General features: G+C 71.9%; 15 protein-coding genes. 2 read left to right on the forward strand and 13 right to left on the reverse strand.

Going from position 1 to position 18102, the window contains the following annotated elements:
- Positions 1-15: 15 nt before the first annotated feature.
- From AB0N81_RS18565 to AB0N81_RS18620, 12 genes are all read right to left on the reverse strand, one after another.
- A complete protein-coding gene (locus tag AB0N81_RS18565; protein WP_365359443.1) occupies positions 16-1140 on the reverse strand; it encodes an alpha-hydroxy acid oxidase in 1125 nt (374 codons plus the stop codon).
- Positions 1137-2411 (reverse strand): ATP-grasp domain-containing protein, encoded by a 1275-nt coding sequence (locus AB0N81_RS18570; protein ID WP_365359445.1) that lies wholly within the window; start codon positions 2409-2411, stop codon positions 1137-1139. The genes AB0N81_RS18565 and AB0N81_RS18570 overlap by 4 nt, the downstream gene beginning before the upstream one ends.
- Positions 2412-2449: 38 nt before the next feature.
- Positions 2450-3370 carry a branched-chain amino acid transaminase gene (locus AB0N81_RS18575; RefSeq protein ID WP_365359447.1) on the reverse strand — a complete coding sequence of 307 codons (921 nt, stop codon included), beginning with the start codon at positions 3368-3370 and terminating at the stop codon, positions 2450-2452.
- Positions 3367-4704: a GNAT family N-acetyltransferase gene (locus tag AB0N81_RS18580; protein ID WP_365359449.1), complete on the reverse strand. Its 1338-nt coding sequence runs from the start codon at positions 4702-4704 to the stop codon at positions 3367-3369. Before AB0N81_RS18580 ends, AB0N81_RS18575 begins: the two co-directional genes overlap by 4 nt.
- Positions 4701-5978 (reverse strand): hypothetical protein, encoded by a 1278-nt coding sequence (locus AB0N81_RS18585; RefSeq protein ID WP_365359452.1) that lies wholly within the window; start codon positions 5976-5978, stop codon positions 4701-4703. Before AB0N81_RS18585 ends, AB0N81_RS18580 begins: the two co-directional genes overlap by 4 nt.
- A complete protein-coding gene (locus tag AB0N81_RS18590) occupies positions 5975-7078 on the reverse strand; it encodes an Ldh family oxidoreductase (RefSeq protein ID WP_365359455.1) in 1104 nt (367 codons plus the stop codon). The genes AB0N81_RS18585 and AB0N81_RS18590 overlap by 4 nt, the downstream gene beginning before the upstream one ends.
- Complete coding sequence (locus AB0N81_RS18595) at positions 7075-8577, reverse strand: GNAT family N-acetyltransferase (protein WP_365359457.1); 1503 nt, start codon at positions 8575-8577, stop codon at positions 7075-7077. The genes AB0N81_RS18590 and AB0N81_RS18595 overlap by 4 nt, the downstream gene beginning before the upstream one ends.
- A complete protein-coding gene (locus AB0N81_RS18600; protein ID WP_365359459.1) occupies positions 8574-9884 on the reverse strand; it encodes a lysine 2,3-aminomutase in 1311 nt (436 codons plus the stop codon). Before AB0N81_RS18600 ends, AB0N81_RS18595 begins: the two co-directional genes overlap by 4 nt.
- 62 nt (positions 9885-9946) lie before the next feature.
- On the reverse strand, positions 9947-10984 hold the full coding sequence (locus tag AB0N81_RS18605; RefSeq protein WP_365359461.1) for a diiron oxygenase: 1038 nt from the start codon (positions 10982-10984) through the stop codon (positions 9947-9949).
- Positions 10985-11071: 87 nt separating this feature from the next.
- Positions 11072-11797 carry a TauD/TfdA family dioxygenase gene (locus AB0N81_RS18610; RefSeq protein WP_365359463.1) on the reverse strand — a complete coding sequence of 242 codons (726 nt, stop codon included), beginning with the start codon at positions 11795-11797 and terminating at the stop codon, positions 11072-11074.
- A gap of 372 nt (positions 11798-12169) precedes the next feature.
- Complete coding sequence (locus tag AB0N81_RS18615; RefSeq protein WP_365359465.1) at positions 12170-12379, reverse strand: hypothetical protein; 210 nt, start codon at positions 12377-12379, stop codon at positions 12170-12172.
- 93 nt (positions 12380-12472) lie between these two features.
- On the reverse strand, positions 12473-12859 hold the full coding sequence (locus AB0N81_RS18620) for a hypothetical protein (RefSeq protein ID WP_365359467.1): 387 nt from the start codon (positions 12857-12859) through the stop codon (positions 12473-12475).
- Between the two features lie 770 nt (positions 12860-13629).
- Here AB0N81_RS18620 and AB0N81_RS18625 point away from each other — a divergent pair.
- Positions 13630-14964 (forward strand): MFS transporter, encoded by a 1335-nt coding sequence (locus AB0N81_RS18625; RefSeq protein WP_365359469.1) that lies wholly within the window; start codon positions 13630-13632, stop codon positions 14962-14964.
- A 585-nt stretch (positions 14965-15549) separates the two neighbouring features.
- A complete protein-coding gene (locus AB0N81_RS18630; protein ID WP_365359471.1) occupies positions 15550-16548 on the forward strand; it encodes a LuxR C-terminal-related transcriptional regulator in 999 nt (332 codons plus the stop codon).
- Positions 16549-16664: 116 nt separating this feature from the next.
- Here AB0N81_RS18630 and AB0N81_RS18635 read toward each other — a convergent pair whose 3' ends face one another.
- Positions 16665-17774 (reverse strand): aminotransferase class V-fold PLP-dependent enzyme, encoded by a 1110-nt coding sequence (locus AB0N81_RS18635; RefSeq protein ID WP_365359473.1) that lies wholly within the window; start codon positions 17772-17774, stop codon positions 16665-16667.
- Positions 17775-18102 lie beyond the last annotated feature (328 nt).

Raw genomic sequence — 18102 nt, forward strand, 5'->3', positions numbered from 1 at the left:
GGACCCGGTCGCGGATCACCAGGACGGGCGTACGAGGTCCGGGGTCAGGGCGGCCAGGTCGGGGGCGCCGAGGAGGGTGAGGGCCAGTTCGGTCTCCCGGTGCAGGGCGTTCAGGGCGGCGGTGACCCCTTCGGCGCCATCCGCGGCCAGGCTCCAGACGTAGGGGCGCCCGATCGCCACGGCATCCGCGCCGAGCGCCAGCGCCTTCGCCACGTCGGTGCCCCGGCGGATGCCTCCGTCGATGAGGACCGGAACCCGGCCTGCCACGGCCTCGGCGACGGCGGGCAGGGTGATGAGCGGGGCGATCGCGGTGTCCAGGTTGCGGCCCCCGTGGTTGGACATCCAGACGCCGATTCCGGTCTCTGCGGCCCGGCGGGCGTCGTCGGGGCGCACGATGCCCTTGGCCAGGACCGGCAGCCCGGAGACCGAGCGCAGCCATTCGAGGTCGGACCAGTCGACGGCGGGGTCGATCCGCGGGTCGTGGATGCCGTGGTGCGTGGGGTCGGCTGTGTTGCGGCCCGGTTGTCCGGTGTGGCCGGTCAGGTTGGCGGGCGTGCCGTGGGAGGGGAGGGCGAATCCGTTGCGCAGGTCCCTCTCCCGAAGACCGGTCACCGGGGTGTCGACGGTGACGACGCAGGCGGTGGCGCCGGCCGCGCGGGCCCGGAGCACCAGGTCCTCGGTGAGGGCCCGGTCCCGCTGTACGTAGAGCTGGAACCACCAGGGGGCGGTGGCGGCTGCGCCTATCTCCTCCAGCGTCAGTGTGGAGAAGGTGCTCACCGTGGTGAGGGTTCCCGCGGCGGCGGCGCCCCGCACGGTCGCCGCTTCCGCGTCGGGGTGGAACAGGCCGTGCGAAGCGGTCGGCGCGAGGAGGATGGGCGTAGGGAGTTCCGTGCCGTAGAGGGTGCAGCGGGTGTCCACCCCCTCGGTGCCGGTGAGGACCCGGGGCAGCAGAGCCAGCCGCTCGTACGCCTCGGCGTTCCAGCGCACGGTCCGTTCGTCCGCCGCGCCGCCTTGCAAGTAGTCGTAGGCGGAGGCGGGCAGGACGTCGCGGGCCGCGTCGTGGAAGTCGGCCAGGGTGATGCGATGGGGGTGGGGATCGGAATGTGGCGGGGTGGCGGGGCGCGGCAGCGAGGTCGTCACAGTGCTCCCTGTTCGGCGGCGTGCACGCGCAGGTGGAAGGTGAGGCGGTTGATCGCCTCTCGGGCGGCGGCCAGCGCCTCGTCGGCGCTCGGCGCGATCGCGCGGGCGTGGGCGACCCGGGACGTGGAGGATTGCAGGGTGTCGACGGCGGCGTCCGGCGGGACCAGCAACTGCACTTCGGTCACCCCGGGTATCGCGCGGGCCTCGTCCAGTCCCGTGGTCTCGGCGAGCACTCCGGGGGCGGGCAGCGCGGCGAACCAGATCGCCGAACTGCGGGGAGTGCGCGGTGCGGCGAGGGCGGCGCGGATGCCGGGCAGGACCTTTTCGCCGAGGGTGTGGCGGATGAGGCAGTCGGCGATGTCGACACCGGTCACGTCGTGGGCGAGGGCCGGGATCTCGTCACCGCCCATGCGGACGTGCGTCTCGATCAACTGCGGTCCGTGTTCGGTGAGGACGACTTCGGTGTGGGTGGCGCCGGATCTGATGCCGAGGGCGTCCAGGATTCGTTCCACGTAGTTGTGGACCTGCTTCTCCTGGGCGGGGGTGAGTGGTGCGGGGCTGACGTGGCCCAGTTCGACGAAGTTCAGCGGGTCGGAGTACTTGCGGGTGATCGCGACGATCTGGTGGTCGCCGTCCTCGGAGAACGCCTCGACGCTGCACTGCGGGCCCTCGTGGAACTGTTCCACCAGGACCGGCGTGCCGTCGGCGTCCCCGTGTCCGCCGCCGGCCCGTGCGAAGGCGTCGGCGGCTTCCTCTGCGTCACGGGCCAGGGTGATTCCCTTGCTGAAGGAGCCGCTGCCCGGTTTCACGATGCAGGGGGTGTCGTGCGCGGCGAGGAACGCCCGCAGCTCCTCCACGTCAAAGACCTGGGCGCAGGCCGTGGTGTCGATGCCGGCTTCGCGCAGCCGGGCCCGCATGGCGTGTTTGTCGTAGACCAGAGCAGTGGTCTCCGGGGAGTGCGCGGCGAGGCCCAGCGCCTGGCCGATGAGTGCGCACTTGTCCTGGTCCCGCTCGCCGAAGGCCACGATCCGGGTGAACGGGTGCCGGGCGTGCACGGCCTCGGCGAACGCGATCCATTCGTCGTCCGGCGCATCGGGGCTCACCCCGATGATCCGGGTGTGTTCCGTCGTCTCACGGAGTTTGGAGAGGTAGTCCAGTCGGCAGATGACGGTGGTGCGGGTGCCGGCCCGGGCGCGGCGCAGCCGGGTGGGCAGGTCTCGGCCGCTGCCGATGACCAGGACGTGCTCGGACCTCAGGACGTGCTCGGACATGAAGGTCGACCTCGCTGGGAGTAGGCGTACGGCGGTGGTCAGAGATGGGTGAGCCAGCCGTGGGGATCGGCCGTCCGGCCGTGGACCGCGTCCTGGAACGCCTGGCGCAGTTGCCGCGTGAGCGGTCCGCTGCCCGCTTCGGTGACGGGGCGGTCGTCGACCGAGGCGATGGGGACGATCTCGGCGGCGGTACCGGTGAGGAACGCCTCGTCGGCGACGTAGAGCTCGCTGCGGGTCAGGCTCTGCTCCCGCACCTCGTGGCCGAGGTCGCGGGCGAGGGTGATGACGGTGTCCCTGGTGATGCCGGGCAGGATGTTGTCGCTGACCGGCGGGGTGGTGATCACTCCGTCGCGTACCGCGAAGACGTTGGCGGCGGACGCCTCGGCCACGTGGCCGCCGGGGGTGAGCATGAGGGCGTCGTCGTAGCCCGCACGGATCGCGGCGACCTTGGCGAGCGCGGAGTTGACGTACGCGCCGGTGGCCTTGGCCAGCGGCGGCACCGCGTGCACGCCGTTGCGCTGCCAACTGCTGACCATCAGCCGGCAGCCCTCCTGCTCGGCCTTCTCCCCCAGGTACGAGCCCCAGGGCCAGGCCGCGATGGCGACCCTGGCGCTGTCCAGGCGCGGAGCGACGCCCATGGTGCCGTATTCGAGGTAGATGAGGGGGCGCAGGTAGCCGCTCTCCAGGCCGGTGCGGCGCAGCAGTTCGAGGCACGCCTCGGTGAGTTCGTCGACGCTGTGGCCGGGGTCCATCAGGTAGACGCGCGCCGAGTCGTGCAGCCGCTGGAGGTGTTCGCGCAGCCGGAAGACGGCCGGGCCCCGATCCGTCGGGTAGGCGCGGATGCCTTCGTACACGCCCCAGCCGTAGTGCAGGCTGGGGGTGAGGACGTGTACCTGTGCCTGGTCCCAGGGGACGAACTTGCCGTCCATCCAGATGTCGCTGGTGGGCGTGAGCTTCATCGTGCGGCTCCGTGAAGGGTGGATGCGGGCGGGAGGGTGCGGGAGGGGACCGGGGTGGCCGGGCTGCCGACGTGCTCCAGCCGGCGTTCGATGCTGCGGGACTGGAGGTCCAGCACCTCGCGGAAGACTTCGGCGTCAGGACCGTGGAAGGCGAACCAGCCCCAGCGGGGTCGCAGTTCGCAGCCGCGCTGGAATTTGGCCTCGTAGGTGGCGAGTCCGTAGTGGATGCGGCGGATGCCGTTCTCCAGCGCCCAGCGGGTGGTCTCGTGGTAGGTGAGGGCGAGGTAGCAGCCGGAGGCCTCGGGGGCGAAGCCCACGGTGCGCAGGAAGAGGGCGTCGCCCGCCTTGAGGTACAGCGCGAAACCGAGCACGCGGTCCTCGTGGACGGCGCTGAGGACGACGCACGACTCGCCGATCTCCTCGCGCAGGGCGTCGAAGTCGCGGCGGACGCGCTCGTGTCCGCCGGGCAGTCCGTACTTCGCCCGGTGGGCCACCTGGAGGGCGGTCACCGTGTCGTCGAGGGCTTCCGGGCCGGTGGTGGCCACGGTGTGGAAGCCGCTGTTCTCGTAGGCGGTGACCTCTTTGCGCAGTCCTCTGCGGCGGCGGCTGCTGAGCCCGGCCACGTACTGCTCCCAGTCGTCGGCGCTCAGCTCGTGCACGGTGTCGGCGCCGAGGAGCGTCGCGTGGTAGCCAGCACGGGTGGCGGCGGCGTCCACCGCCTCTGCCTCGGGCTCACCCACGTAGAGCAACGCCGTGCTGCGGCAACCGAGTTGGTCCGCAATCTGCTGGAGGAGGGTGGGGAGCGCCGCCATGACCGACCGGCGCTGCTCCGGGGAGCGCCCGTGGGTGTGGGCCACGCCGTGGTGGTTGCCGAAGGTGGCGAGGGCCAGGGAGGGGTAGTGGTCGGTGCGGTCCTCGGGCAGGGATGCCGTGAGGCGGTCCCACTGTTCGCGCTCGGCCTCGTCGAGGAGTTCGGGCTCGGCCATGGGTGAGGCGGTGCCTGCCAGCCTCGGGGCGTCGTAGAAAAGCAGCCCGCCGGGCTTGTGGGTGACGAGCAGCGTGGCCAGGGCCACCGGCCGGTCCTCTTCGAGCACTTCCAGGCAGTGCGTGTCGTGGAGGTCGGTCCGCGCGGTGAAGCGCAGCCAGCGGGCGTCGTCCCAGATCAGGTCGGAGCTGCCCTGCCCGGTGCCGCCCTGCCCGGAGCCGCCCTGCCCGGAGCCGCCCTGCCCGGTGCCGTCCTGCCCGGTGGCGTCGTGGTGTGCCGGGTGATGGCCGGGCGGGAGCAGCCGGGCCGTGAACGAACCGTGGTGCGCGGTGGCCGCCGTCGTGGTCATCGCGCCCCGCCTTCGGTGCGGCCCGAGGTGGCGGGGACCGGCGCGGCGGGGACCGGTGCGGGCGGGTCGGTGTCGTCCCAGCCGAAGCCCGCGCCGACCAGTTGTGCGGTGGCGTCGAGTCTGCTGTCCAGGACGGCGGGGTCGGGGTCGGTGATCACCCAGGTGGCGAGGAAGTCGCCGGACTTGCGCAGCCGGTAGCGCTCCCCGCTCCAGTCGTCGCCGATCCGGGTGTTGAGGACGAAGTCCGTCGTGCCGGGCGGCGGTTCGGGCAACCGCAGGACCCGGCCGTGCTTCGGCGGGATGCCGCAGAAGGCGGCGCGGGGGGCGGTGCGCGCGTGGTTCCGTACGGCGTCGAGCGCGACGGGCAGCCCGCACTCGACGCGGGCCCACAGCTCTCGCGGGTCGGTGCCGAGGACGTGGCGGAGCATCGCGGGGATCGGTCCGCCGCCGATCCGTGCGGCCACTTCGCACAGCACGATCCGGCCGCTGTCGGTGACGAAGAACTCCGCGTGCGCGCAGAGGGTGTCCGGCGAGGGCAGCGCGTCGATCAGTCGCCACGTCTCTCGGACCAGGCGCTCGTGGAGCGGATCGGCGGGGTCGAGGTTGCGCGAGCCGAGCGGGGCGTCCTCCCAGTGGGTCAGGCACCCGGCGCCGGTGTAGCGGGAGGCGACGGCCGCGACGGGCTCGCCCTCGGCCCGGAAGACGTCCACGTGGTGCAGGGTGCCGTCGATGAACTCCTCGACCTCGTACGAGCCGCCCGCCACCTGCTCGGCGAGTGCGTCCGCCTGGCCGGGTGCGTCGAGCACGTGCACGCCCGTCGATCCGGAGCCGCTCCTCGGCTTGACCACGACCCGGCCGGGGCGGGCGGCCATGAAGTCCGTGATGTCGCCCACGGTTGCGACGGGCGCGAAGGCGGGGACGGGCAGGCCTGCGGCGCTCGCGTACTGCTTCATCAGGACCTTGTCGCGGTACGCGGCGGCCGCGGTGCTGTCGAGGCCGGGCAGGGCCAGCTCGCGGCGCAGCAGGGCGGCGCGCTCGACGTCGGCCTCGGCCAGCGCCAGTACGGCACGGGGACGGTGTCTGCGGGCGGCCTCACGGGCGGCGGTGAGCACGGCGTCGTCGTCGGTGTAGTCGGGGACGGTGACGACCTCCGTGAAGCCCTCGCCCACGGGGGCGCCATCGGCGGTGACCGCGACGAGCCTGCCCGCCTCCTCCGGCAGCCACTGGGCGAACGGGAGCCCTGCCTGGCGGGGGCTGATCAGGACGAGGATCACGCGGACGCCTCCTCGGTCCCGGGGAGGCCGAGCCGCGCGGCGAGCTCGTCCAGGGCGGCGGCGGTGCCCGCGTCCAGGGGGATGCCGTGGGTCTCCCGGTGCCGCTCGTGGGCGCGTTGCGGGTCACCGGGAGCCAGCACGGGCTGATCCGTCGCGGCGGTCGCGGTGCGCACCGTGGTCAGCAGATCCGTCAGTCCGGTGGCGAAGCTGTCCGCGCCGGTGAACGCGGCCGGGTCGAGGGCGAGTACGAGATGTCCGATGCCGCGGCTCGCTCCGGCGCCGCCCTCACCGACCTGGGAGAGCCGCCAGTCGGGTGCGGTGCCGGTGAGTACGGCGCCGAGCAGGGTGACGGCCATGGCCAGGCCCTGCCCCTTGTATCCGCCGAGCGGCGAGAGCGCGTACGCCTCCTCGGGGTGCGTGGTGGGCCGCCCCGCGCTGTCGGTGGCCCAGCCGTCGTCCAGGCCGCGGCCTTCGGCCCTGCGCTGCTTCACCTCGCCGAAGCAGACCTGGCTGGTGGCCATGTCCAGGGCGAATTCCTCGTCGCCGCCGCCCGCGGCGACGCTGATGGGGTTGGTGCCGAACAGCGGCTCGACGCCCCCGTACGGTGCCACCCGGGAGGCGGCCGAGGTGACGGCGATGCCCACCAGGCCCGTTCGGGCCAGGGTGCGCGTGTAGACCGACGCGGCCCCGAAGTGGTTGGAGTTGCGCACGCCGACGGCGGCCACCCCGTACCGGGCGGCCCGCTCCGCCGCGAGCCGTGCGGCCGCAAGGCCGGCAAGGACACCGAGCGAGCCGTCGGCGTCCAGGAGCAGTCCGGCGCCCCTGTCCCGCACGACGGTCGGCTCCGCCGCCGCGCGGGCCACTTTGGTGGACAGCTCGGTGAGGTACTGCGGGAGCAGGCGCAGGCCGTGCGTGTCGATGCCGCGCAGCGAGGTGGTGACCAGTGCGTCGGCCACCTGGTCGGCCTGCTCCGGGGGCAGGTCCGCCGCGATGAGTGCCTCGCGGGCGAGTTTTCGTGCCGGTCGTAGGTGGATGCTGCGGCCCGTGGCGGGGGGCGCGGGTTCGGCTCGGGGTGTCCCGGACGGGGCTTCGGTGGTCAACGGGTGCTCCTGTGCACGAAGTGATGGGGACCGAGCCCCGGCAGGTCGAGGGGCCGGCCGAGGACGTCGAAACGGTGCTTGCGGTAGAAGCCGAGGGCCGCGTCGGGGACGTGGCCCCAGACCGTTTCGGCGCCGTCCAGGGCCGCGACGGTCAGGGCGGTGCGCAGGAGCGCACTGCCCGCACCCGTGCCGCGGACCTCGTCGAGGGTGGCCATGCCGTACAGGCGCCGGGCGCGGCCGGGGCGCGGGTCCGGCAGGTCGTGGCCGGCCGGTGGGTCCTCGGCGTACAGGGAGGCGGCGCCCACCTCGCGGCCCTGGAGCAGCGCCGCGAGGTGCCGGGTGGCGGGGTGTTCGTCCTGCGGGTGGCATGCGCCCGGCGTGGCCGGTGCGGAGTCCGGCGCCTGACGGCGTACGAGGTGGACACGCTCGGCCGGGACGTGGTGCACGGACCAGCCGTGGGCGGTGGCGTCGGGGAGGTATCCGGAGCCTGGGCGGTCGGGCAGCGCGGCGTGGCCGGTGGCGTCGAGGCTGAGCCCGTGTCCGGTGTCCACCGCGAGCAGGTCGACCACGTCGACGTCGAGGTGGTCGACCAAACCGCCGAGGTGGGCGGTGGCGGAGACGCCCGCGGCGGACTCGGGCATGCAGCCGAGCATGGTGATCAGGCCGCGTTCCCGTGCGGCCCGCAGCATGGCCAGGGCCGGGGTGAGACCGCCCGCCTTCATGGGCTTGACGTTGATGCCGTGGAACGCGTGCGCGCAGGCGTCCAGGTCGGCCGGGGAGGTGATGCTCTCGTCGGCGATGACGGGGATCGGGCTGATCTCCTTGAGGCTGCGGGCGTCGTCCCAGGCCGCGCGGGGGTAGGGCTGTTCGATCAGCCGCACCCCCAGGCCGTGCAGGTGGGGCAGGGCGGGGACGAGCCGCTCCGGATCCCAGCCGCAGTTGCCGTCGATGAGGAAGGGTGCGTCGGTCTGGCGGCGCAGTTCGCGCAGGATGCCGAGGTCACCGGGGTCCGCGAGCTTGACCTTGTACGCGCACCAGCCCGGCCGCTCGCGCAGTTTCCCGGCCATCGCCTCGGGGGTGTCGAGGCCGATGCTGTAACTGGAGCGCAGGTTTTGCGGCCGGTCCAGGCCCAGGGACTTCCACAGCGGGACGCCGAGCAGGCGGGCCCGCAGGTCGTGGAGGGCCGAGTCGAGTGCCGCGAGCACGAAGGGGGAGTCGGGCAGCTCGGCGGCCAGCCGCTGCCAGACGGTGTCGGCGTCGCCGTCCGGCCCGCGGACGTCGAGCGTGCTCAGCAGGGGCGCCGTTCGCCGTAGGTCGGCGTGCATCCGCTCCAGGCCGGAGTTGTAGTGGTCCGTCATGAAACAGGACGCTTCGCCGTAGCCGGACACGCCGTCCTGCTCCGCCTCGACGATGACCGTGCGCGTGATCGGGATGGCCTCCCGCGCGGAGCGCCAGAGGTGACGTTGGGTCAGGCTGGCCTCGTGCGCGGTGACCCTCACCGGCCGGCCGCCCGTGGCGGCTGGGACGCTTCGGGGTCCGGCTGGCCGGGGAACCAGGAGCCCAGCGCGGGGCGGAGGTCGTCGAACCACTCCGCCTTCGGGTCGTACTTCGCGAAGAACTGCCGCCCCACGAGCCGGGCATCACGGGCCTGGAGCAGCCGCAGCGAGAAGACCCGCTCCCCCGCGACGGTGGTCACCGAGTCCAGCAGGACCTTCCCCGGCGAGGCCGACATCACCGGGCCCCGGGCGGAGCGGGCAAGCCCGGAGACGCCGCGGATGGCGTTGTTGTAGATGTCCAGCGCCTCGGCGAGCGGCACACCGAAGTAGCTGCGGGCGCCGGTGTCCCGCTCGACGAACATGTAGTACGGCACCACACCGAGCTCCACGAGCTGCTGCCACATCCGCGACCAGGCGTCCGCGCGGTCGTTGACGTGAGCGATCAGCGGTGCCTGGGCGCGGATCACCGCACCGGTCGACCGCACACGGGCGATGGCCTCCCGCACCACCGGCGTCTCCAGCTCCCTCGGGTGGGAGAAGTGCGCCATCACCGCGACGTGCCGGCCGGCCGCGACGCAGCGTTCGAGCAGCCGCAGCAGATCGTCCGCGTCGGCGTCGCCGGTGAAGCGGGCCGGCCAGTAGGAGAGCGCCTTGGTCCCGAAGCGCAGCGTGCGCACGCTCTCCATGGCCGGGTCGAGCAGCGGCTCGATCCAGCGCTTCAGCACCGCGGTCTTCATGATCATGGGGTCGCCGCCGGTGAAGAGGACGTCGGTGACCTCGCGGTGGTTCGCCAGGTAGCCGGTGAGGTCCTCGGGTGAGCGCAGCGCCTGCCGGAGTTCGGCCACCCCGACGAACTGGGCCCAGCGGAAGCAGTAACCGCAGTACGCGTGGCAGGTCTGGCCCTGTGAGGGGAAGACCAGCAGGGTCTCGTCGTACTTGTGCTGGAGCCCGTCGAGCCTGCGTCCGTTCAGCGTCGGCACATTGGCCTCGAGCTGGTCGCCTGGGTGGGGGTTGAGCAGTTCCTGGGCGTCGGCGGCGGCCTTGCGCAGGACGTCGCGCGGCGCGTCGCTGTCATGGAGGGCCGCGATGTTCTCGAAGACGTCCGGCGGGAGCATGTCGCGATGCGGGAAAGTGAGCCGGAAGATCGGGTCGTCGGGCGCCGCCGACCATTCGATGAGCTGGTCGGCGACGTACTCGTTCACCTTGAAGGGCAGGACGGAGGAGACGACCCGCAGGTCGCGCAGGTACTCCTCGGACATCCCGCGGTCGCGAGCGAGCGCCGCCAGGCGTTCGTGGGAGTAGGTCTTCACACCAAATCCTCATGGGTCCTCGGTGACGGGGTGCCCGCCACCGGTCGCGTGCCGGGGCAGCGTCAGTGGGCGATGTGGGAGCGGGACCAGTCGAAGTCCACCTGGTCGGCCACGCCCATCTGCTCCACCAGCTTGTGCAGTCCGGTGTAGTCGCGGACCAGCCGCGCACGGCCCGCGTCCGCCTGGCAGTCCGCGAGCATCTCGTGCCCGCCGTCGATGCCGGCGAGGTCGACGATCCGGTGCCAGGTCGAGTAGTCGGTGGCCACGAAGGCGTCGAGACCCTCCATCAGCATGTCCAGGAAGTACCTGCGCCGGCGGGCGTCGAGGTGGTGGTAGACCATCTCGGCGAGCACGTGCGAGATGGACGCGTGACAGTACTCGTCGCGGTTGTGCAGCTTCGCGGTCGTGCTGTTGATCGGCTGGATCGTGGTGTCCTCGGCGAGCAGGTCGAGGTAGGCGTTGATGGAGATCTCCGAGACCGTCGCGAAGGCCAGCGTCGTCAGGGACTTCTCCCAGCGCTCTCCCGCCCGGTCCCGCAGTTCCTGGTGGACGCGCGCGGTGTGGGAGAGCGGCAGCGCGTTGTCCGGCATGGCGTGCCCCCGCTTCCTGCGGGTCACCGCGCTCGCGTTGAGGTGCATGAGCGTGTGGTACTGCTCATCGACCATCGCCTGGGCCAGCGACAGGTTGAGCGCCTCCCCGGTGAGGCCCGGGTACTCCCCCTCCATGACCAGTGCGAACGCGGGGTTGGCCACCTTCTGCTCGGCCATGACGGTGTGCCGGTTGTACGCGATCCATGCCCAGCTCAGCAGTTCGGCCCGCTTGTCCGGGTCCAGGCCGCGGAAGGTCGGGTGGTCGCGGAAGGGCAGGATCCGCTCGGGGTAGTCCGCGCGTGACAGGTCGAACAGTTCGTCGAGGTCGGGCTCGTCCCGCTTGACGGTGGCACGGCGGTGCCAGTTGCCGACGAGTCGGCGGATCACCGCGTTCTCCACCGGGTCGTTCGGGTCGAAGGTCGGGATGCCCTCGGGGAGCGGGGGGCCCGGGATCTCCTGCGCGACCGCGTCGTCGGGGCCGCCTTCAAGGATCGGGGTGTCGCTGTTCATCACATTCCTCACGGGGAGCGGTGCCGACCGGCACCGCGGGTGGTCGGGGCGCCGCCTTCCGGCGGCGGCGGGGGCCCACGGCCGGGCTCAGGACTCCTGGAGCCAGTAGCGCGTCAGGTGGCGTCGCGCGTCGCTGTAGGAGGAGCGGGCGTGCAGCATCCGCTGGTTGTCCCAGACGAGGATCGAGTCCTCCGGAATGAGGACGGACACCTTGTTGTCCCGGAAGAACGTCTCGGCGCGCACGGCCAGTTCGCGTCCCAGGGAGCCCAACGGCAGTTCGTCGGCGGGTACTTCGGCGTCGACCGGAGGGTCGTAGTGGCCGGCTGTCAGCAGGTTGTAGCTGAACCGGACGATGTCACGGCCCTCGGGAGTGCTCTCCACCACAGGGCGGCGCACTCCGGCGGTGCCGGTGCCACCGGTGTTGTGGCCCACCCAATCGATGGCTTCGCCGTGCACCGTGCGACGCTCCTCCTCGCTGAGGGAGGCGATGAAGGCATACGCGTCGGCGAGCTCGGTCTGTCCGCTGCCGCACCGGGCCTGGACCCGGCAGTGGAGAGCGAGGTAACGGGGCGGCGGGTTCCAGCCGGGTGCCTCGGTGTGCACCAGGATGGTGTTGGTGCTCTTGGAATAGCGCCGGTCCTCGAAGCCCGGGGCGGCCTTCACCTGATAGCGCAGCTGCCCGTCGTACTGCGGTATGAGGGCGCCGAGATCCTGTAGGGCCGCGGCGGCCTGTTCGTCGGTGGTGACGCCGTCGAGCAGGGTGTAGCCCTGGTCGAGGAGTTCCTGGGTGCGCGGGGTGATGGCAGTCGTCATGGTCTGCGTTGCTCCATGTCAGGTCCTGTGGTGGGGAGGCATGGGCCGGGCGCGGCGGCGCGCGAAGCCGCCGCGCCGGGGGGCGGGCTCCACTGAAGAATGGATGTGCGGCGCACGGCCGAGGGGGCGTGCTCGGCGAACACGTCCCGAGGCGCTGCGGGTGCCGGGCGACTCGGCGCCGGCCGGGGGAAGACCACTGCGGGCGGGGAGGCGGCGGCACGTCACCGTCATCGGCGTGGGCCGGCGTCCGTGCGCGCCTCTCGCTCATGCGGGGTGTCGCGGTAGCGGGCCGGAGCGTGGTCGCGTACGACGAGGGGTGCCGCGCTCACCCGGCCCGCGGGGCGGAGGTGGAGGTGGAGGGAGCGCCCGGGCTCAACTGCCCCAGGTCACATCGGTGCTGTGCATCACGTCTGAGGTGAGCCGGGACAGGTCGCCCGCCGGCACGGTGGCGGCGGACGTGCTTTCGGAACGTACCTGGGCGAAAGCATGAGCACTGTCCGGGGAGACCGCCTGTGCCATGAGGAGGGCGCCGAGCGCGATGCAGCCGGCTGCGACGGTCCTGAAAGTCGAGGTGAGTCTCACGGAACGGCCTTTCGGTGAATTGCGTTCTGCATTTCGGCAAACCTCCGGCATCCGCTCGGAGTGCTTTTGGCTCTCCCCGCCTCGCCGGTGCCCTTACTCTGGCAACTCGCCGTCCCCTTCGGAAGGGGGATCTGGTGGACGGAACATGCTGTGTCCTATCCCGTCCACGGGTGACGGGGACGCCATGCGGTCCCAGAACTCCGGAATCAGCACCACTCCGCAGGACGCCATCCGAAAGGGCGCCAAAGGGAAATGCGCGGCGAGTGATCGCGAGCACAGGGCCGCGGCCCTCAGTTCCGCGACGGCCAGGCTCGGCGCGGTCAGGAAGAGGCCGACCACGGGCCCGCCGGGCCCGTCCGGGTCCACGCTGACGTGCTCCAGGCCGTCTCCCGGCTCGGCGCAGGAGGTCACGGCATCCCCCGTCCCCGCCGGCAGCGGCACATCAGCGGGCCCGTCCAGACGGACATGCACGAGATACATGGCTCCCCCTTCCCATCACCCTTGTTCCTGTGCTCGGCCGACGGCGGTCCCGGCCGCGAACGGCCCCGCGCACCCGCCGGTCGCCCGCACGCCCGCACGCCCGGGCAGCACCCTTTGCGTTCACCCGACGGCAGGCGGCCAGGTCCGTACCGGCGCGGGCCACGACGTCAGCGCAGGTGAGGCACGGGTTCCTCACAGAGCGGCCCAGTTCACCGGCAGTTGACATCACCCGCGGCCCCATCGGGCGGCCCCTACAGGCGGCCGCGGCCGAGCACGCATGCGGGCCATTCCCACTTCCGGGACCGGGGCGGACCGGCCACGACGACACCCAGGCCGTCCGTCCGTCATCCGACGCACTATTGATACACCACCCGCAAAGCTGCGGGGGTGCCCTTTCCCCCGGCCGCCGTCGGATTGGTTCCGCCCGAGTCCCTCCGCCCTCGACCGGCTCTGTGCCACAGCGGGCCGGGTGTTCATTCCTTCAAGTTTCACCCACCTGCCCAACTATCCCGCTCCGCCCCGTTACTATCCCGCTCTGCCCCGTTCCATGGCTGGCCGATGAATGCAGTGGCCGATACCGTCCAGGCCGAAGGGGTTGATGAGGGACGTACCTCGATCGCATCGTGTTCTGAACGTGCGACGCCACGAATTCCACGAAGAACCGGGAATTCAGGGCGGGTCGATGCCGTCACCCTGTACCGATTCCCTTGACACGACTCGTGACTTCACAGCCCGAAGAGAGCTGAACGACCGGCGGAGACGTAGCCTTTATGACGAAAGCCTTGACCTCGGCGGCGCCCGTCCGCCCTTCGCCCCTGGCGTTCCGCGTCTTCCTCGGCGGGCAGAGCGTCTCACTGATCGGCGACGGTCTCGCGATTCTCGCGATTCCCCTGCTCGTCCTCGAGGTCAGCGGGTCCCCGTACGCGGCGGTGATGGCCGCCATCCCGCGGACCGTCGGCTATCTGCTGGTCGGCCTGCCCGCCGGTGCGCTGGTGGACCGGCTCAACCCCCGTAGCGTCATGCTGACCATGGACGTCGTACGGTTCGGGGTCTTCCTCTCCCTCGCCGTACTCGCGGCCACCTCGCAGCTCGCCGTCCCGGTGATCCTCGCCCTCGCGTTCGTCGCGGCGGGGGCCGGCGTGTTCTTCGAGACCGCGCTGACCGTGGCGGTGCGGGACCTGGTCGAGGAGGAACGCCTGGTCCGTACGAACTCGCTCCTGGAGGCCGCGAATCAGAGCGCGCAGATCGTCGGCCCGGGGCTGGTCGGCGTGCTGTCGGCACTCTGGGGCCTCCAGGTCGCCCTCCTGGTCAACGCCTGCACCTTCGCGGTGTCCTTCGTTTCCGTCCTGCACGTACTGCGCGGCAAGGGCCGGGCGAGCCGGACCCCCTCCCCGCCGCTGCGCGAGGCCCTGCGCGGGGTGCGGGGCGACCTGGTCGAGGGCTTCCGCTGTCTGCGGTCCCTGCGTGTCGTGCTCGTGGTGACCTGCTTGCAGGCAAGCGCCAATCTCTTCCTCGCCGTCGGCTATCTCCTGGTCTTCTACCTGCGCGACACCCTCCACCTCGGCGCCTCCGAGGCGAGTGCCGTCGTCGCGGCAGGCGGCGTGGGCGGGGTGCTCGGCACCGTGGTGGCCCTCCGGCTCGGCCGCAGGATGCGGCACGAGACCCTCATCGCACTCAGCGCGGCCTGTCTGGGGACCACACTGGCGTCCCTGGGGGTGGCGACCTCCCTGGTCCCGCTGCTGGTGCTGAATCTGCTGCTCGGGGGTTCCACGGTGACAGCGGTGGTACTCATCCGCACGCTGCGCCAACGACTGGTGCCACGAGCCCTGTTGGGCCGGGTCACCGCCACGGCCAAGGTGGCCGCGCTGGCGGCGAGCCCGGTCGGAGCCCTCGCGGGCGGTGCGCTCACCACGCTCAATCACGGCGACCCCCGCCCGGTGTTCCTGGCAGCCGGTCTCCTCAGCGTCCTGACGACCGCGGCCGCCTGGGCACTGGGTCTGCGGACCGGGGCACACTCTGCGTCCGCCACGGAACAGGGGCCCACCGCGCCCGGGGCGCCCGCCACACCAGTACCGGAGGCCGACAGGGCCGCCAAGGCGCCCTGACCGACGGCGTCACCTCCCCCCGTTCGCCCGCCCTGCCGGCCGAGCCGACCCGAGGGCTCGGCACCACACCACCCGTCCGCGCGGCGCCTGCCGAAGGCCAAGCCGTCGTAAAGAATGCGTCTTCGCGGACAGGCTTGATTACAGGCCCGCACCTGACACGGCATCACGGGCACGAGCGGGCCGGAGGCCGCGCGCCCGCGACCCGCGAAGTCGTCGCGGGCCGCTGGCGGTTCGGCATCCGTCATGGTCAGCCCGGCCCTCCATGGCGCGGACAGAGCCTGTACGTCCCGGACGACCTGTCGGCCGAACAGCGGGAGCCGCCTTCACGGGGCCGGTCCTGCACAGTGGCGGCCGGGTTCGGCAGCACCGTACGGATGGGTTCGCGGGCCGAAAGGCGACCTTGACAAGATCACGCACGCATCGGAAGTTCACTCCATGCGCTATACACACACCAGAAGACGTCGCACCGTGTCCGGAGGACCACCCCGAGGCTGATCGCCCGGTCGCCCCGACCGTCGCGGAGACCACCGCGCCTCCCTCCCCCACGCCTTTCCGGACCCGTTCACCAATCGGGAGACACACCTCATGCTGGCCGCACTCGGACTCGACACGGACACCGAACGCGTCTACCGCGCCATGCTGGACCATCGTGACGACGGGATATCCGCACTGTCCCAGAGACTCGCACTGCCGGAGGACCGGTTACGCAACTGTCTCGACCGGCTCCATTCCCTCGCACTCGTCCGACCGCCCGCCAAGGCCGACAGCGCCTTTCGGGTACTGGGCCCGGAACAGGCCATGAAGCTGCTGCTCGCCCGCCAGCAGGCCGAACTCGCCGCCCACCAGGAGCGTCTGGAGACCGCGAGGGTCGCGGCCGCGCAACTCGTCGCGGAGTGCGCCTCCCTGCACAGACCCTCGGCCGGCTTCCACACAGAGGAGCTGACCGGCGCGGAGGAAATACGCGACCGGCTCGCCCGACTCGCCTCCGACGTCCGCCACGAGATCATGACCCTCGCTCCGGGCGGCGCCCATGCGGAGAGCGACCTGGAAGCCAGCCGCAAGCCGAACGCGACCCTGCTGGACCGCGGTGTCACCGTACGGACCATCTACCTCGACAGCATCCGCAACCATCAGCCCACGCTCCGGCACGTCCAGTGGCTCCACGAGCGCGGCGGCCACGTCCGCACCGCTCCCAGCCTGCCGATCCGCATGATCATCGCGGACCGGACCGAGGCCGTCCTCCCCCTGGACCCCGCGGACGCGAGCTTCGGCGCCGTGGTCCTCACGGGGCCGGGCGTCATCACGGCCCTGTGCGAGCTGTTCGACAGCACCTGGCAGGCCGCGAACCCGTTGGTGCCCACGGTGGAACGGGACACCGACGGCCTCACCCCGCAGCACCGCGAGGCCCTCCGGCTGCTCGCCCAGGGGCTGAAGGACGATGCGATCGCCAAGCGCCTCGGCGTCTCCACTCGCACCGCCCGCCGCTTCGCGGCCGAACTCATGGACGCACTCCAGGCACGCAGCCGCTTCGAGGCGGGCGTCCACGCGGTCCAGAACGGCTGGCTCCCCGCGCACCGCACCTGACGGCCCGGCGGCGATCGCGCCACCGTTCGGCTGCCGGACATCAACCGAGGGGCGACCGTCGACTCGAGTCACCACCCCTCCTCGTACCCCTCACCTCTCTCCCTCCTGAACGGCCTTCACCGCACCAGCAGTTCGGCCAAGCGGACAAGGATGACGTCGATCTCGTCCGGTGTGAGCGGTACGAGTTCGAACAGCAGCTCCTCCGCATCCCGCCGGCCAGGCATGGCCCAGATCGACGGTGACCCCGCTCGCAGCGCTTCGTCCAGAGCGGCCGAGTCCATGGCCGACACGGCGGGATCCACCACCAGCCGGGCGCGGGCGAAGGGCAGGCCGGTCGGGTCGGGGACGGACGACGCGGTGATGCCCCGGACGGCACCCGCCCGCTCGACGAAGTCCGCCACCTTGTCCGCCTGCTCCTGCCGCCACACCGCCATGTCCAGCTCCTGACGCGCCTCGAGCGCGGCGAGGACGCCGATCACCGCCTCCTTGCTCGCCTTCATCGCACGGCCGATGCCCCGTTCCTGCGCCCGCACCGCCGCCACCGGGCCGGCCCGGCCCACCACCAGACCCGCGGTCGGGGAACCCAGGTACTTCTGGCCACTGACGGCCACCAAGTCCGCTCCGGTGGCGAGCAGTTCACCGATCCTGAAGTCCTGCGCGGCACCATCGACGACGACGGGAACCCCGCGACGATGAGCGACCGCCACGGCGTCGGCCAGCTCGGCACCGGCCCCGCGCACGAGACGGGACGACACCAGCAGCAGGCACGCGACGTCCTGGCGCGCGAGACCCGTCTCCAGGTCCTCCAGCGTGAACCCGGTCTCCGTCCCCACGGGAACCGGGACCGCACCCGCCAGCCGGACGGCCTGCACGATGGGGTGTCCGTAGTTGACCGCGTGTCCCGTCGGGAGGACGACTGCGCCGGGCATACCGGTCGTGTCCGGCAGCGCCTCGACGCGCTCCGGGGACTCCCCCGTCATCGCGGCGGCGACCGCGAGAGTGATCGCCGAGGCTGTGCAGTGCACGACGGTCCCCGCCTCCGCCCCGGTGAACCGAGCGAGGGCCCGGTCGGCCGCCTCTTGCAATTCGTCCATCACGAAGAACTCCGACAGCGCCCCGGCGACCGCGGCGCCGACGTCGTCCCCACTGCGTGAGACACCGAGGGGCGTGTAGGGCCCTCGTGCGTTGATGATCCGGCTGAGTCCGTATGCGGTGTGCAGTCCCATGGGTGCCATCCTTCCCTCCCCCCTTCCCTCCCCGGGGCGGTGTTCGCGGCGATCTGCGTCGCGCCCGCTCCCGCCAGCTCCCTGCGGGCGTTGCCGGAGCCCGCGCGGAGGGTCTCCACCTCGGCGGGGCGGACGAGCCCGGGGGCGCACCTCCCCACCCGAGTTCGACAGTTCTCTCGCCGGTTCCGTCACCGAGCCGGACGAGGTAGACACCGCCCACGGCCTGCGCCTGTATGCCGCGACGCTCGCCGTCGACTTCGCCCGCGCGTAGGCGGCGGAAGCCGTACAGCCAGGAGATGGTCCGTTCCACGAGCCAGCGGAAGATGCC

The organism is Streptomyces sp. NPDC093510 (genome assembly GCF_040683555.1).
Taxonomy (GTDB): domain Bacteria; phylum Actinomycetota; class Actinomycetes; order Streptomycetales; family Streptomycetaceae; genus Streptomyces.

What these genes read in the sequence shown, in the direction of transcription:
- AB0N81_RS18570 (WP_365359445.1), bottom strand. Translation starts at nt 2,411, where the DNA reads ATGTCCGAGCACGTCCTGAGGTCCGAGCACGTCCTGGTCATCGGCAGC.
- AB0N81_RS18575 (WP_365359447.1), bottom strand. Translation starts at nt 3,370, where the DNA reads ATGAAGCTCACGCCCACCAGCGACATCTGGATGGACGGCAAGTTCGTC.
- AB0N81_RS18580 (WP_365359449.1), bottom strand. Translation starts at nt 4,704, where the DNA reads ATGACCACGACGGCGGCCACCGCGCACCACGGTTCGTTCACGGCCCGG.
- AB0N81_RS18605 (WP_365359461.1), bottom strand. Translation starts at nt 10,984, where the DNA reads ATGAACAGCGACACCCCGATCCTTGAAGGCGGCCCCGACGACGCGGTC.
- AB0N81_RS18610 (WP_365359463.1), bottom strand. Translation starts at nt 11,797, where the DNA reads ATGACGACTGCCATCACCCCGCGCACCCAGGAACTCCTCGACCAGGGC.
- AB0N81_RS18620 (WP_365359467.1), bottom strand. Translation starts at nt 12,859, where the DNA reads ATGTATCTCGTGCATGTCCGTCTGGACGGGCCCGCTGATGTGCCGCTG.
- AB0N81_RS18625 (WP_365359469.1), top strand. Translation starts at nt 13,630, where the DNA reads ATGACGAAAGCCTTGACCTCGGCGGCGCCCGTCCGCCCTTCGCCCCTG.
- AB0N81_RS18630 (WP_365359471.1), top strand. Translation starts at nt 15,550, where the DNA reads ATGCTGGCCGCACTCGGACTCGACACGGACACCGAACGCGTCTACCGC.
- AB0N81_RS18635 (WP_365359473.1), bottom strand. Translation starts at nt 17,774, where the DNA reads ATGGGACTGCACACCGCATACGGACTCAGCCGGATCATCAACGCACGA.